Origin of the sequence: Candidatus Villigracilis proximus, assembly GCF_016717045.1 — a bacterium.
Taxonomy (GTDB): domain Bacteria; phylum Chloroflexota; class Anaerolineae; order Anaerolineales; family Villigracilaceae; genus Villigracilis; species Villigracilis proximus.
The window spans coordinates 20752-34083 of sequence record NZ_JADJUO010000017.1 but is presented as its reverse complement, the minus strand read 5'-3'; the positions used below and the strand labels follow the sequence as shown (position 1 = coordinate 34083).

General features: G+C 48.5%; 18 protein-coding genes and 4 tRNA genes. 4 read left to right on the top strand and 18 right to left on the bottom strand.

Annotation, left to right across the window (positions count from 1 at the left end):
- Positions 1–4 precede the first annotated feature (4 nt).
- Together IPL71_RS17100 and IPL71_RS17095 are read right to left on the bottom strand one after the other, a co-directional pair.
- A complete protein-coding gene (locus IPL71_RS17100; protein ID WP_345323693.1) occupies positions 5–385 on the bottom strand; it encodes a DUF2089 domain-containing protein in 381 nt (126 codons plus the stop codon).
- Between the two features lie 19 nt (positions 386–404).
- On the bottom strand, positions 405–1661 hold the full coding sequence (locus tag IPL71_RS17095) for an MDR family MFS transporter (protein WP_345323691.1): 1257 nt from the start codon (positions 1659–1661) through the stop codon (positions 405–407).
- 198 nt (positions 1662–1859) lie between these two features.
- Here IPL71_RS17095 and corA point away from each other — a divergent pair, with 198 nt between their 5' ends.
- Both corA and lexA read left to right on the top strand, forming a co-directional pair.
- On the top strand, positions 1860–2846 hold the full coding sequence (gene corA, locus IPL71_RS17090; RefSeq protein WP_345323689.1) for a magnesium/cobalt transporter CorA: 987 nt from the start codon (positions 1860–1862) through the stop codon (positions 2844–2846).
- Between the two features lie 129 nt (positions 2847–2975).
- On the top strand, positions 2976–3653 hold the full coding sequence (lexA, locus tag IPL71_RS17085; RefSeq protein WP_345323688.1) for a transcriptional repressor LexA: 678 nt from the start codon (positions 2976–2978) through the stop codon (positions 3651–3653).
- A 60-nt stretch (positions 3654–3713) separates the two neighbouring features.
- On the opposite strand, the gene rplL is transcribed toward lexA, so the two are convergent.
- The 12 genes from rplL to IPL71_RS17025 form a co-directional block, all read right to left on the bottom strand.
- Positions 3714–4091 carry a 50S ribosomal protein L7/L12 gene (gene rplL, locus IPL71_RS17080; RefSeq protein WP_345323686.1) on the bottom strand — a complete coding sequence of 126 codons (378 nt, stop codon included), beginning with the start codon at positions 4089–4091 and terminating at the stop codon, positions 3714–3716.
- Between the two features lie 74 nt (positions 4092–4165).
- A complete protein-coding gene (gene rplJ / locus IPL71_RS17075; RefSeq protein ID WP_345323684.1) occupies positions 4166–4696 on the bottom strand; it encodes a 50S ribosomal protein L10 in 531 nt (176 codons plus the stop codon).
- 199 nt (positions 4697–4895) lie between these two features.
- Positions 4896–5609: a 50S ribosomal protein L1 gene (gene rplA, locus IPL71_RS17070; protein WP_345323683.1), complete on the bottom strand. Its 714-nt coding sequence runs from the start codon at positions 5607–5609 to the stop codon at positions 4896–4898.
- Positions 5610–5658: 49 nt separating this feature from the next.
- The gene (rplK, locus tag IPL71_RS17065; RefSeq protein WP_345323681.1) at positions 5659–6084 is read right to left on the bottom strand and encodes a 50S ribosomal protein L11; all 426 of its coding nucleotides are present in this window, start codon (positions 6082–6084) and stop codon (positions 5659–5661) included.
- Positions 6085–6203: 119 nt separating this feature from the next.
- Positions 6204–6896: a transcription termination/antitermination protein NusG gene (gene nusG / locus IPL71_RS17060; RefSeq protein ID WP_345323679.1), complete on the bottom strand. Its 693-nt coding sequence runs from the start codon at positions 6894–6896 to the stop codon at positions 6204–6206.
- Positions 6897–6916: 20 nt separating this feature from the next.
- A complete protein-coding gene (secE, locus tag IPL71_RS17055) occupies positions 6917–7144 on the bottom strand; it encodes a preprotein translocase subunit SecE (protein WP_345323677.1) in 228 nt (75 codons plus the stop codon).
- Between the two features lie 63 nt (positions 7145–7207).
- Positions 7208–7280 (bottom strand) — tRNA-Trp (locus IPL71_RS17050).
- Between the two features lie 35 nt (positions 7281–7315).
- Positions 7316–7486, bottom strand: a complete 171-nt coding sequence (gene rpmG, locus IPL71_RS17045; RefSeq protein ID WP_345309548.1) for a 50S ribosomal protein L33 — start codon at positions 7484–7486, stop codon at positions 7316–7318.
- A 20-nt stretch (positions 7487–7506) separates the two neighbouring features.
- Positions 7507–8706, bottom strand: a complete 1200-nt coding sequence (tuf, locus tag IPL71_RS17040; protein ID WP_345323675.1) for an elongation factor Tu — start codon at positions 8704–8706, stop codon at positions 7507–7509.
- 48 nt (positions 8707–8754) lie between these two features.
- Positions 8755–8827 (bottom strand) — tRNA-Thr (locus tag IPL71_RS17035).
- 30 nt (positions 8828–8857) lie between these two features.
- Positions 8858–8940 (bottom strand) — tRNA-Tyr (locus IPL71_RS17030).
- Between the two features lie 55 nt (positions 8941–8995).
- Positions 8996–9068 (bottom strand) — tRNA-Thr (locus tag IPL71_RS17025).
- Positions 9069–9206: 138 nt separating this feature from the next.
- On the opposite strand from IPL71_RS17025, the gene IPL71_RS17020 reads away from it, so the two are divergent.
- Together IPL71_RS17020 and IPL71_RS17015 are read left to right on the top strand one after the other, a co-directional pair.
- Entirely contained in the window at positions 9207–9992 is a 786-nt protein-coding gene (locus tag IPL71_RS17020) for an ATP-binding protein (protein WP_345323673.1), read from the top strand.
- A 38-nt stretch (positions 9993–10030) separates the two neighbouring features.
- Positions 10031–10267, top strand: coding sequence for a hypothetical protein (locus IPL71_RS17015; protein WP_345323671.1), 237 nt, complete (start codon positions 10031–10033; stop codon positions 10265–10267).
- Positions 10268–10382: 115 nt separating this feature from the next.
- On the opposite strand, the gene acpS is transcribed toward IPL71_RS17015, so the two are convergent.
- The 4 genes from acpS to IPL71_RS16995 are packed head-to-tail and all read right to left on the bottom strand — an operon-like array spanning position 10383 to position 13304.
- Entirely contained in the window at positions 10383–10751 is a 369-nt protein-coding gene (gene acpS / locus IPL71_RS17010) for a holo-ACP synthase (RefSeq protein WP_345323670.1), read from the bottom strand.
- 10 nt (positions 10752–10761) lie between these two features.
- On the bottom strand, positions 10762–12039 hold the full coding sequence (locus IPL71_RS17005) for a M16 family metallopeptidase (protein WP_345323668.1): 1278 nt from the start codon (positions 12037–12039) through the stop codon (positions 10762–10764).
- Position 12040: 1 nt separating this feature from the next.
- Positions 12041–12328 carry a peptidase M16 family protein gene (locus tag IPL71_RS17000; protein ID WP_345323666.1) on the bottom strand — a complete coding sequence of 96 codons (288 nt, stop codon included), beginning with the start codon at positions 12326–12328 and terminating at the stop codon, positions 12041–12043.
- Positions 12329–12344: 16 nt separating this feature from the next.
- The gene (locus IPL71_RS16995; RefSeq protein ID WP_345323664.1) at positions 12345–13304 is read right to left on the bottom strand and encodes a M16 family metallopeptidase; all 960 of its coding nucleotides are present in this window, start codon (positions 13302–13304) and stop codon (positions 12345–12347) included.
- Between the last annotated feature and the right edge of the window lie 28 nt (positions 13305–13332).

Sequence of the window (13332 nt, the reverse complement as noted above, 5' to 3'; positions counted from 1 at the left end):
GGAATTACTCCTCGCCGCGCAGAATGCGCATGGCCTGGTCGGCTGTGATCTTGCCGGCTTCGAGATCGGCAATGGCGCTGCTGCGTTTTTCAGCTTCAACTTCGCCAGAGTCATCCTTGCCCGGCTCATATCCCAAAGCACGGATCACTTCATGTAAACGGTTGCGAATGGTGGGGTAGGACAGCTTAACTTCCTGCTCCATGCGATTGATCTTGCCTTCACAGCGCACAAAGGTGAAAACAAAATCCAATTGTTCAGAAGTTAGGTTTGCGAACTGACCAGAAGCGAAGTTACCTTCAATGGTGGTATCGCAGGATGAGCAATGTAATTTGGCAACAGTTAATTCAGACTGACAGATCGGGCAATTCGTAGGGGCTGGTCGCATGGTTTGGTTCCTCCAAATTTTATAATGCCGTAACATTCGGCATGGTTTCCAATTCAAGTTCCTGATTATGGCGAATACGATACAAGGCAAGGAAGGCAAATGTGGATAACAATCCTACAAAGCCCGCCGCATACCAAAGCAGATTTGGCTTCGGCCCGTCAATGATCAACCCGGCAAGATAGGGGCCGACAGCAAAGGGAATCGCCCATGAAAACCCTGCAACTGCCATGTACCGTCCGCGCATATCTTCGGGCGCAAATGATGCAACCAGGGCTTGTGAAACAGGCGAGACGATCATTTCACCGATAGTAATGATAACCATCGCAACGATGAACATGGCATAGGTATTTACATATCCATACATGGAGAAACCAATCACATACAGGAAAGTCCCCAGCGCCATCATCAACATCGGCGGGAATTTTGTAATACGGCGCGTGATCGGGAATTGCATCAGCACCACCATCGCAGCGATGATGCTCAATAAAATACCGTAGCTGGATTCAGGAGTGCCGTGTACATCTCGTAAATAGACGCCCAGAACTGTGTTCATGTTCATATAAGTGAAGACTTGCAGCAACACTGCGCCAAGGAATAGCATAAAGGCCGCGTTGCGAAAGACTTGCCCGTAACCGGCGAAGGTATTGGTCATGGATTCTTTGGGAGCATCGGGGTGAGCCAGAGGCTTGGTTTCGGGTAGGAAGATGGCGATCAGGATCACTGTCAGCAGGGAAATAACTGCATCGGACAGGAACAGCAAAAGGTAAGAGCGAGCCGCTAAAAATCCGCCGATGGCAGGCCCGATCACTACAGATAAGTTGAATGCCACACGCAGAATCCCGTATCCATCCGCCCGTTTTTCTTCGGGCAAAATATCCGCGATCATGGCTTGATGCGCTGGGCCGGCCACATCTGTTAAAATACCAATGAAGAAGGCCAATACAATAAAGAATTGGAATGAAGTGACGAAGCCCATCGCAACCGTACTAAAAGATGAAGCGATCAGGCCAAACATAATGATGCCTTTGCGTCCAAAACGATCTGTAAGCGCTCCGCCAATTGCAGAACCGGCAAAACTTGAAACTGAAAAAGCAGCGAAGAGCACACCCACATCAGCCATGCCGACATTAAATTTACTGGTAATATAAAGTGCGAAGAATGGAAAAAGCAATGAGCCGCCGATGCGATCAATAAAAGTAATGACGATCACGGTCCAGAAGGTGCGTGGATATTCGTGGTAAATTTTTGAGATGTTTTGAAGGTAGTTTTTTATCATGTCAGTTCCAATTTTTTGAAATACCAATATTAAGGAAAACTTCAACGAAATTAATGTCTACAACCTGATTTCTAATAAAATTATACTCATAAAATAAACTTTGTCAATAGAAAAGTTAATAATTTCAATATAAACATAAATATTATCAATTATCAACAGGAATATTCTCAATTTCAGCCTGTTTTTGGAGAAAAATTCATGATTCGTTCCATTTTCTTTTCACCTGGAAAGCCAACACGAAAAGACGTCCCTCCTGAAGAGTTCCCCCGCTTAATCCGTGACAAGCGTGGACTGCTCTGGGTCGACTTTATATCAGAACCGCCAGAAACAGCGCTGCCTATTTTACAAAGTTTTAATTTCCATCATTTGGCGATCGATGACGCCTTGCAGGAAACGCACGCACCAAAAATAGATGATTGGGGCGATTATCTTTACATCGTCTTAAACTATATGCATCTGATAAAAGCAAGCGAACCCTGGGATACTGAAATTGACGAACTGGATATTTTCCTCGGGCGCAATTATGTCATCACGCATCACGACAACCCCGTTATGTCGATCGATGAAATCTGGGATATGTGTCAGCGCGATCCGCGCTATGCAAAAGATGGGCCAGACCATTTGCTTTACAAGATCATCGACGCAACCGTTATGAATTACATGCCGATCATCGAAAAAATAGACGAGGAAATAGACTGGATCGAAGACCAGGTCTTTGACCGTCCCAGCTCACAAACACTCGCCAGGTTGTTCACTCTTAAACGGGTGCTGCTTGCAATGCGCCGCATCCTACTCCCCCAGCGCGAAGTGTTGAATAAAATGGCGCGTGATGATTTTCAGGTCATTGACCAAAAAGATCGTATCTTCTACCGCGATATTTACGACCATCTCGTTAGATTGCATGACGTAAACGAAAGTCTACGCGATCTCGTAGGCGGCGCAATGGACACCTACCTTTCCGTCATCAACAATCGCATGAACGAAGTTATGAAGACTCTCACCATTATCACTACTCTCTTTATGCCGTTGACCTTTGTAACCGGATTTTTTGGGATGAACTTCTTCGCTGCGAATCCACCCTACGAAAGCTGGACCACCCCCACGATCTTTTATGGAACATTGGGCCTGATGCTCTTTACTCCAGTCATCATGTACTTCTGGATGCGCCGCCGCACCTGGGTTTAAGTCCCATTTTCATCTGTTTTAAACCCGCTGCAAAATCCTTGACACAGAACAGGCGTTCGAGTATTATTTGTAGCACAAATGAGCGAAGAATGCTCACGAATGTCAGCCGTTGCTGGCAGGAGGCTAAAAATGATGATGGTTAGAAAAAGCAAAGGTCTGGGCGAACGTCACCAGAAAATACTTGATTTCATCGCGAGTTATCAACGCGAACACAAACACCCGCCATCAATCCGCGAGATCGGCGAGTATTGTGATATTTCATCCACTTCTGTTGTTAATTACTATCTTGATCAACTTGAAAAATCAGGCAACATTGAACGTGACCGTAAAATATCACGCGGCGTGCGTTTAACCAATGGCGCTCCCATCGGTGATATGTTCCGCGTCCCAATGATGGGCGTGATTCAAGCCGGTGAACCAATCCCCGTCCCATCGAATGCAGACTTCGGTTCCTTTACCCCGGAAGACTCTGTTGAAGTAGCCATGTCCCTTATGCCGGCAAAGGAAAAAGGCAAGGAATTATTCGCCTTGAAAGTACAGGGAGAATCAATGATAGATGCCATGGTCAACGATGGCGATATCGTGATCCTCAAACCAACACAAGACGCCCGCAATGGTGATATGGTTGCCGTCTGGTTATCTGATCGAAACGAAACCACCTTGAAGTTCTTCTTCAAGGAGAAAGACAAATATCGTTTGCAGCCAGCCAATCCCACCATGAAGCCGATCTATATTGATAAAGGCGAATCGCTTGAGATCAAAGGCAAAGTGGTCATGGTCATTCGGAAAGTGGAACGATATAACTAAAAACAAGCAATAAAAAAGACGTCTCTCGCGAGACGTCTTTTTTATTGCAAACTATAATGCTTATTCGACGACGATGACGGCGCCAGCTTCTTCAAGCTTCTTCTTGGCGTCAGTCGCGGCATCTTTACCAACAGCGGTGAGAACTTTTCCGCCGGCGGTTTCAGCGAGGGTCTTGGCTTCGCCAAGGCCGAGGCTGGTCAACTGACGGATGACTTTGATCACGTCAATTTTCTTGGCGCCGGCATCTTTGATGACCACATCGAACTCGGTCTTCTCTTCCACAGGTTCAGCAGCAGCGGCAGGGCCACCGGCCATCATCGCTACAGGAGCGGCGGCGGAAACGCCCCACTTCTCTTCGAGCATTTTTACCAAATCAGCCGCCTCGAGGACGGAAAGTGTGGAAAGTTCATCCACGAGTTTTGCGAGCTTGTCAGACATTGTTTAGTACTCCTTGCTAAGTAAATTGAAATTTGAATATTTTAAGTGAGATAAACTCACCGAAAAACTGAAAACTAGGCCGAAGCCTGTGCGCTTTCTGAATGCGCCTTGATAACAGCCGCGAGACCACGAGCGGGCTCTGCGAGTGTGCGGACGAGTTTGCCGGCAGGAGCCTGCAAAACGCCAAGCAATGTTGCGCGCATAACAGGCAACGGGGGCATATCAGAAAGGGCTTTCACTTGCGCCGCGGTCAGGGACTTGCCGCCCATCAAACCGCCTTTCACTTTCACGAATTCATTGCCTTTTGTTGCATCGGTCAATGCTTTCGCTGTGGAAGCCGGGTCTTTGAACGCGAACGAGATCGCCGTGGACTTTACGAGATAGTCCGCAGGGATTTCCATGCCGTGCTCTGCAAAGACACGACGAGCGAGTGTATTCTTAACGATGTGGAATTCGCCGCCGGTTTCACGGATCTTCGCGCGGATCGCATCGATCGACTTCATATTTGCGCCGCTATATTCCACAAGAATCACTGCTTCACTGCGCTTGACCCAATCTGCATAACGGGCCTGCACTTCTTCCTTGCGTTGTTTAGAAATTGCCAAAGGGTATTCACCTCCTTTCAATTAAAAAGTCTTTGCCACTTACACAGGCAAAGACTTTTAGCCCTCGAAAGGGAATCAGCACTTTCGTACTGAAATTTTCTATCAGTCTCCACCTGAGCAGGAAATTAAGTCTCAAATTATTGTTATTTGAGACACCCGCCTTCAACGGCGAAGTGGTTTTAGGGATAAACGAGTACTACTACTCGGCACCTTCAATATGTTCGTTCGGATCAGCCTTCACGCCAGGTCCCATGCTTGAAGCAATGGTAATGCGCTTGACGAAATTACCTTTTGCGCCTGAAGGGCGGGATTTGTTAACCGCGTCCATCAAAGCAACGTAATTCTCAAAAAGTTTGGCGGCATCAAAGGAAGCCTTGCCAATGGAAACATGAATGTTATTGGTCTTATCAAGACGATATTCCACACGACCGGCTTTCGCTTCCTTAATGGCGCGTTCCATATCCTGTGGGCCAACGACCGTACCAGCCTTCGGGTTTGGCATCAAACCGCGAGGGCCAAGCACACGACCCAAACGACCGACCTTACCCATTGCATCTGGCGTGGAAATGGCGACATCAAAATCCAATGCCCCACCTTCGATCTTCTTCATGGTCTCATCATCATCTGCAACGAGATCAGCGCCGGCAGCACGCGCCGCAACTGCACCTTCACCCGTAGCGAAGACGAGCACACGTACTGTCTTACCCAGGCCGTGAGGGAGCACAACTACATCACGCAACTGTTGATCAGCCTGGCGTGAATCAAGTGTGGTACGCATATGAACTTCGATTGTCGCATCGAACTTGGTGAAGGAGGTTTCCTTCGCAAGGGTAACTGCTTCTTTCGCAGAATATATCTTGTCAATATCAACTTTGGCAGCAGCTGCCGTGTATTTTTTTCCGTGTTTGGTCATATTATCCTCCGTGGTTCAAGCGGACAGCGCAAGCCATCCTCCCACAAAATTAATCGGTTACTGTGATGCCCATCGAGCGAGCGGTGCCTTCGATCTGCTTCAACGCGCCTTCCATATCCACCGCATTCAGATCTTTCATCTTCAACTCAGCAATTTCCTTCACCTGAGCACGGGTCACCTTGCCGACCTTATCTTTATTCGGCACACCAGAACCCTTCTCTACCTTGGCAGCTTTGCGAAGCAAAACAGCGGCAGGAGGAGTGCGGAGAACAAATGTGAATGAACCATCGGTATAAATGGTAATTTCTGCAGGAAGTGTTTCGCCCGGACGGTTGGAAGTACGAGCATTATATTCCTTACAAAAAGCCATGATGTTGATACCATGACTTGCCAGCGCAGGGCCGACGGGAGGCGCAGGATTGGCCTTACCGGCTTCAAGCTGAAGACGCACGATTGCTTTTAATTTCTTTGCCATTTTGACTTAACTCTTTGTGGTTATAACGGGTCATTTTGGGAGACCCTCCCACCGCATCAGGCCTACGGGAGGCCTGTTACTGTCTAATAATTTTTAGATTCCACTTTTGGTTGAATCTACTAAGCTTTCTCAACCTGTAAGAAATCCAACTCTACAGGGGTTTCTCGTCCGAAGAAACTCACCATCACACGTACTTTTGTGCGCTCCATATCGATCTCAGCAACCACACCACGAAAATCGTTGAAGGGTCCATCCACGATACGTACACGCTCACCCACTTTATATGTGACCTTAACAGTGGGAGCTTCCGCTTCCATACGCTTCACGATCTGCGCAACTTCTTCAGGCCGTAAAGGCGTGGGATTGTTTCCCATACCCACGAAACCTGTCACACCGGGAGTATTTCGAACCACATACCAGGATTCTTCTGAAAGCGCCAAATTCACAAGCACATAGCCCGGGAAAATATGGCGTTCCACGGTGCGGCGTTTGCCGTCTTTGACTTCGATCTCTTCCTGTGTAGGAATAACAACATCAAAGATCCTGTCTTTCATACCCATGGTTTCAATACGCTGCTCAAGGTTATGGCGAACTTTGTTTTCATAACCTGAATAACAGTGGATCACATACCAAGCTGGACCTTCAACTGTCGCTTCAATGGGAGGCAGATCGGTAGGGATCTGCGTCTCGGAGCGCGTGGCAGGTTTCGGGTCCGGGGTGACATGCGTAACATCCGCAGGGGCAGACTGCTCCTCGGTTATTTCATCCGTCGGTTCCTTTTCAAACTGCTCTTGCGGTTCCGGTAAATCCATCAGATCCTCAATTCAAAAAACTAAGACCAGGAGCCAAACAATACCAAATTCATCAGCCCATGCGCGAGATAATCAATACCCGCAAGGAAAATACCCATGATTAACATCACCAGGAGTACAAGCCCTGTCAGGCGTTTGGCTTCGGGCCATGTAGGCCAGTTGACTTTGCGAAGTTCACCCGTAGTTTCACGGAAGTAACGCTGAATAGCGTTCTCAGTTTTCTTGACTTTCTTCTCTTTCTCAGCCAAGGCAATACTCCTTCTCTAATTTACGGCTAAAACGCCGCAGAACGCGGCGTTTGCCACAGCAGGCAGGCCAGGTAGGACTTGAACCCACAACCACTCGTGTTGGAGACGAGGACTCTGCCAATTGAGCTACTGGCCTAAATGTGGGTGGAGATTATACCCCACCCAACGATTCTACTTGGTCTCGCGATGTTGTGTATGCTTGCGACAACGTGAGCAGTACTTGTTGAATTCCAACCGATTGGGATCATTACGACGATTCTTCTCGGTGGTGTAATTGCGTTCCTTGCAATCATTGCATTGTAACGTAATTACCGGGCGGACATCTTTCTTCTTGGAAGCCATCTTACTACCTTACTTTCTACTTACTCAATGATCTTGGTAACGACACCCGCGCCAACGGTCAAACCGCCTTCACGAATAGCGAACTTGGAACCCTGTTCAAGAGCCACAGGCACAATCAACTGAACTGTCAAGTTCACGTTGTCACCAGGCATAACCATTTCCACGCCTTCAGGCAGGGTAATGTCGCCGGTCACATCCATTGTGCGAAGATAGAACTGGGGACGATAGCCGCTGAAGAACGCCTTGTGACGTCCGCCTTCTTCCTTCTTCAACACGTACACTTCTGCCAAAAACTTCTTGTGCGGAGTGATCGATTTCGGCTTGGCCAATACCTGGCCACGCTCCACATCTTCACGCTCAATACCGCGCAGCAACAAACCTACGTTGTCGCCAGCCATGCCTTCATCCAACTGCTTGTGGAACATTTCCACACCAGTGCAGACTGTGCTCTTGGTGTCACGCAAACCAACGATTTCAATCGGCTCACCCACTTTGATAATGCCGCGATCAATACGTCCTGTCACCACAGTTCCGCGTCCCTTGATCGAGAATACATCTTCAACCGACATCATGAACGGCTTGTCTGTCTCACGCTTGGGCTCGGGGATGTACTCATCCACCACACGTAGCAATTCTTTAATGGGTGCATACTCTGGTGCGCTTGGATCGGTGCTGGCGCTTTCCAATGCCTTCTTGGCTGAGCCGCGCACGATCGGGGTCGTATCACCGGGGAAGCCGTAGCTGCTCAACAGTTCGCGCAGTTCGAGTTCCACCAGCTCTAGCAGTTCCGGGTCGTCCATCATGTCCACTTTGTTCAGGAAGACAACGATGGATGGTACTTCCACCTGGCGGGCGAGCAATACATGTTCGCGCGTCTGAGGCATTGGGCCATCGGGCGCTGCCACTACCAGAATCGCGCCGTCCACCTGTGCCGCACCTGTGATCATGTTTTTGATATAGTCACGGTGACCGGGCATATCCACATGCGCATAATGGCGCTTGTCGGTTTGATATTCCACGTGCGCGATGTTGATCGTGATACCGCGCGCTTTTTCTTCCGGCGCGTTATCAATTTGATCGTATGCACGGAAATCTGCCTGACCCGAAAGTCCGGCTACTTTGGTGATCGCCGCTGTCAATGTGGTCTTCCCATGATCGATGTGCCCCATGGTGCCCACATTCAAATGCGGTTTACTGCGGTCAAATTTTTCCTTCGCCATTTTCTAACTCCTTTTTTATAAGTAGACAAGAATGCTTTTCAGCAACTGAGCCCTCAACGGGACTCGAACCCGTGACCTCACCCTTACCAAGGGTGTGCTCTACCAACTGAGCTATGAGGGCTTAACGTGCTGACCGAAAATTTCTCGGTAGTGGGCAGTGAAGGATTCGAACCTCCGAAGTCTTCTGACAACTGATTTACAGTCAGTCCCCTTTGGCCACTTGGGTAACTGCCCAGAGAAAATATTTTGCTGATCATTAACCGACATTTTCTTCAGTCAACAACCGCAGAGCCGACGACGAGAATTGAACTCGTAACCTCCCGCTTACAAGGCGGGTGCTCTGCCAATTGAGCTACGTCGGCAAGTGATTAAGCAGGCGGATTATACCAAAACAACGCACCACGTCAAGATAATTACGCTTTCATTATTAAACAAATAAATGGCAATTGCATCTTGACATTCAAATCCTTTGGTTGTATTATTAGAACAGGTGTTCTAATATGGATGAAACCAACCGCTTTGCCTTGATGATCGACGCACTAACAGAGCTTGCTGAAGAAGAGCAGACGCATCTTACTTCACCCGCGCCTGGTCTGCCCACGCTGCATTCTGTTCTCGCTGATGCATCTCCCCTGCCCCCTGAAGCCATCTACCTTGGTTTTGCTGAAGATGGTTTGCCTGTTCTCTTAAATTTGTACGATCCCATTCCAGGACCCGTACTTATCTGTGGAGATCAAGCCAGCGGAAAGACCGCACTCCTGCAAATGATCGCCCGCGCAGTGGAATTGCTTCACATCCCATCAGATGTTCAATCTGCGATCATCACTCAATATCCCGATGAATGGAAAAAATTCCAGGGCCATCAAAATACCGTAGGAGTTTATACCACTCAGGAGAATACTACACAAGAGCTTTTACAATCTCTTGTTACATGGGCTCATAACAATAAAGGTGACGGGCAATCCATTTTACTTCTAATTGACGATCTTGAGGTACTCACAAAACTTGACCCGCAAACTGAACAAAATCTGCGCTGGCTGTTCCTGCGCGGACCCAGCCGCCGTGTATGGCCCATCGTCACCATAAACGCAAGCCGCGCACGTAACGTTGAAGAATGGCTGAACTTCTTCCGCACACGGCTATTCGGTTCCATGCAGGAAACAAACGACAGGCGGCTGGTAACCGGCGCATCTGCAGATTTTCCTGCACAGATTGTTCCAGGCTCACAGTTTGCCATGCGGGAAGGAAATGACTGGCTTAAGTTTTGGAAACCAGCTATCAATTAAGTATCGTAACTTTTTCGTTTAGCAAAAGGAAAAACATCATGCATACTGGAATGTTATGGTTTGACAATGATCCACGCACCACGTTGAGTGTTAAAATTCAAAAAGCGATGGATTACTACAGCAAAAAATTTGGTCATATTCCAGATCTTTGTCTTGTAAATCCTGGCATGTTGGAAAGCGGACAGAAACAAATCGAACTTGGAAAACTCACCATTCGTTCTTATCGGCCTGTAATGCCCGGCCACCTTTGGATCGGCGTCGAGGACCAGAAATAAATTTGGAATACAGTGGGACTCCGAAGTCCTTCGCCAATGACTGCATTCCAACATGTCCTTACGAACATCCCGCGAATACTGGTCGCGGGATGTGTTCTTTTAATTTATGTCTTTTCTACTTTCCAACCGCCACCACAAAAGCAATCGCCTGAGTTTCTGTGTGGCTCAAACTCACAGACCAATCAGACAATCCCAACTTCTTTGCCAGCCTCTCCCCTTCACCATGCAAATACAAATGCGGCGCGTGGTTTTCATCGCCTCTAACTTCAATATCCAGCCAACCCACATCACCGATTCCACAACCTAGAGCTTTGGCGGCAGCCTCTTTAGCCGCGAAGCGCGCCGCAAGGGACGAGAACCTTCCATTGCACTCACGCTGCTCAGTCTCCGTAAAAATTCGTGCGATAAATCGCGCGCCGTGGCGCTCAATCGCATCACGAATGCGGGAAATATCAACAAGGTCAACGCCAGTCGCAAGTTTCATAAAACAATGATTACGGTCCCGCCGTTGCGATCACCAAACGGTCTGGGTCAATATACTTGCGCGCAGTCGCCAGCACATCATCACACGTCACACCGCGCACCAAGCCTTCATAACGCTGATAATAATCCAACCCGAGATTGTAGCGTTCAATACTTAAGAGCGCACCAGCAACGCCGCTATTTGACTCGAACGACAGAGGCAAACGCCCAATATAATTTGCCTGACTATCCGCTAACTCGTTTTTGGTCACACCACTCTTAACAAAACGCCGCAACTCTTTTTCAATCAGATCAATCGCCTTCTTTAAATTCTTCGGATTCACACCCGCACTCACTTCCCAGGTACCGGGGCCAATTCCTGCGCTCAGACTGGATGATGCATAATACGCAAGTCCGGATTTTTCACGCACTACTTCGCCAATGCGTCCCATCATGCCAAATTGACCCAATACCGAATTACCCAGAGATGCCGAAAAATATTCGGGGTCTCTGCGTCTCGGACCGATCATCCCGATCACCAGATCAGATTGAGACTTGCCAGCAATCGAATGGTGCCGCTTGACCGTCTTCTTAACCGGCTTGTGTGGAGGAAGTACCGGCGATCCAACCTGACCTGGAACCTGCCACCCACCCAAAACACGACTCACCGCCTCAACCGCTTTCTTCGGCTCAATCGCACCCACGATTGAAATGACCATGCCCATCGGTCCGAAATGAGCGCGATGAAATTCCTGCATATCTTTGCGCGTGATGGATGGGATCGTCTCCACGAATCCATCAGCAGGACGGCTATAGGGATGCCCGGCAAACAACATGCGATCAAACGCCATGGATGCCATATCAGAAGTATCCTGTGCGCGGATGGCGAGACCGGTCAGCATTTGCGCGCGCAATTTTTCGATTTCGTGTTTGGGGAAGGCCGGTGTTCGTAAAGATTCAGATAGCAGTTTGAGCAAAAGCGGAAGTTCCTCCACCAGGGAACGTCCGCCAAAACTTGTATTATGTACGCCTGAATCAAATCCCATAGTCGCGCCAACAGATTCGAGCGCATTATAGATCGCATCAAAACTGCGTGTCTTCGTACCGCGCATCAAAGAAGATGAGACAAAATCCGCGAGGCCGAGTTTTTCGTCGCTTTCAAAGATCGCACCTGCGGGTAAATATCCACCCATGCTGACAGAGGGGCTATTAAAATTGGAACGTGCCAGTACAGTAATTCCGTTTGAGAGCACAACGCGATAAATATCATCAGGCCCCGGCAGGGATGGTCTTGCAGTTTGCTTCGCCATATTAAGCCTCCTTGCCTTTCGGGATATAGGTGCCGATCACGCGGCTTTTTGGTTGAAAGTATTTTCGCGCCACACGCTGCACGTCCTGCGGCGTGACCTTTGCCAGTTTATCCAAATAATTGGTAAACCAATCATAGGACGCGAAAATTTCCACGTAGCCCATCCAGAAGGCTTGATTGGTAATGTTTTCGCTGCCGTAGGCAAACACAGCGCGTGCCTGCTTAACCGCGCGTTTGATCTCACTGCTTGAGACCAAAACGTCCTGAAGCTTTTGTATCTCTTTATCCAAAGCAGCCAGCGCTTCTTCAGGTTTTGCGCTTGGGATGTTTGGTAATCGTGATGCGATATAGATACGGGTCGATCGTAGCCTCAGACCAGCCAGAAACATCCACAGCAAATTCTTTATCGACTAATGCACGATACAGGCGTGATGTTTTATAAGATAATCCACTGGCTCCGCCAAGCAGACTATCCAACACTTGAAGCGGGAAATAATCGGGATGTGTGGCATTTGGAAAACGATACGCCACTTGAATAAAAGTAGTTTCTCCCGGACCTTCCACAGAGAGGCGCACCTCCCCTTTTTGTTCAGGCTCAGGACGGGAAAGCCTCGGTGGAACGGCACCCTTGGGGATCGGCTCAAACAATTCCTTGATGCGTTTCAGCATGGACTTGGTTTCAAAGTCACCGGCAATCGAAAGCACCGCATTGTTCGGAACGTAATATTTTCGGTAATGGTTATATAGATCGTCACGAGTAATGGTATGCAGGTCCGCCATATCACCGATGATCTCATGGTGATATGGATGCACATGAAAAGCCGTTTGCTGAACGGCTTCGGTCAAGCGGAACATGGGCTCGTTCTCGTGTCCTTCACGCTCCGAGATGATAACCGTGCGCTCTGATGCGACTTCTCTGGCATCAAAGATGCTATTTTGCATACGGTCTGATTCGAGGCGCAAGGCCAGATCGATCTTGTCTGCGGGCATGGTTTCGTAATAACGGGTTGAATCATGCGAAGTGGATGCATTCCAGCGCCCGCCTTCGCGCGAGATGGCTTTATCAAGCAGAGACGCCGGAAATTTCTTTGTTCCCTTAAATTGCATGTGCTCGGTCCAATGAGATACCCCCGTCCTGCCAGTGGACTCGTCTCTTGAGCCGACACGATACCAGACCCACGATGAAATAATGGGCGCGGTGTGGATCTCTTTCAGCATGACCTTCATGCCGTTCTTCAATGTAGTTTGTGTAATTTTATTTACCATTTAGCTCCATGATTTGTTACAAATAAAA

Excerpts from the sequence above, each read along its gene's own strand:
- IPL71_RS17100 (WP_345323693.1), bottom strand. The coding sequence starts at position 385 with ATGCGACCAGCCCCTACGAATTGCCCGATCTGTCAGTCTGAATTAACT.
- IPL71_RS17095 (WP_345323691.1), bottom strand. The coding sequence starts at position 1,661 with ATGATAAAAAACTACCTTCAAAACATCTCAAAAATTTACCACGAATAT.
- corA (WP_345323689.1), top strand. The coding sequence starts at position 1,860 with ATGATTCGTTCCATTTTCTTTTCACCTGGAAAGCCAACACGAAAAGAC.
- lexA (WP_345323688.1), top strand. The coding sequence starts at position 2,976 with ATGATGATGGTTAGAAAAAGCAAAGGTCTGGGCGAACGTCACCAGAAA.
- rplL (WP_345323686.1), bottom strand. The coding sequence starts at position 4,091 with ATGTCTGACAAGCTCGCAAAACTCGTGGATGAACTTTCCACACTTTCC.
- rplA (WP_345323683.1), bottom strand. The coding sequence starts at position 5,609 with ATGACCAAACACGGAAAAAAATACACGGCAGCTGCTGCCAAAGTTGAT.
- rplK (WP_345323681.1), bottom strand. The coding sequence starts at position 6,084 with ATGGCAAAGAAATTAAAAGCAATCGTGCGTCTTCAGCTTGAAGCCGGT.
- nusG (WP_345323679.1), bottom strand. The coding sequence starts at position 6,896 with ATGGATTTACCGGAACCGCAAGAGCAGTTTGAAAAGGAACCGACGGAT.
- rpmG (WP_345309548.1), bottom strand. The coding sequence starts at position 7,486 with ATGGCTTCCAAGAAGAAAGATGTCCGCCCGGTAATTACGTTACAATGC.
- tuf (WP_345323675.1), bottom strand. The coding sequence starts at position 8,706 with ATGGCGAAGGAAAAATTTGACCGCAGTAAACCGCATTTGAATGTGGGC.
- IPL71_RS17020 (WP_345323673.1), top strand. The coding sequence starts at position 9,207 with ATGGATGAAACCAACCGCTTTGCCTTGATGATCGACGCACTAACAGAG.
- IPL71_RS17015 (WP_345323671.1), top strand. The coding sequence starts at position 10,031 with ATGCATACTGGAATGTTATGGTTTGACAATGATCCACGCACCACGTTG.
- acpS (WP_345323670.1), bottom strand. The coding sequence starts at position 10,751 with ATGAAACTTGCGACTGGCGTTGACCTTGTTGATATTTCCCGCATTCGT.
- IPL71_RS17005 (WP_345323668.1), bottom strand. The coding sequence starts at position 12,039 with ATGGCGAAGCAAACTGCAAGACCATCCCTGCCGGGGCCTGATGATATT.
- IPL71_RS16995 (WP_345323664.1), bottom strand. The coding sequence starts at position 13,304 with ATGGTAAATAAAATTACACAAACTACATTGAAGAACGGCATGAAGGTC.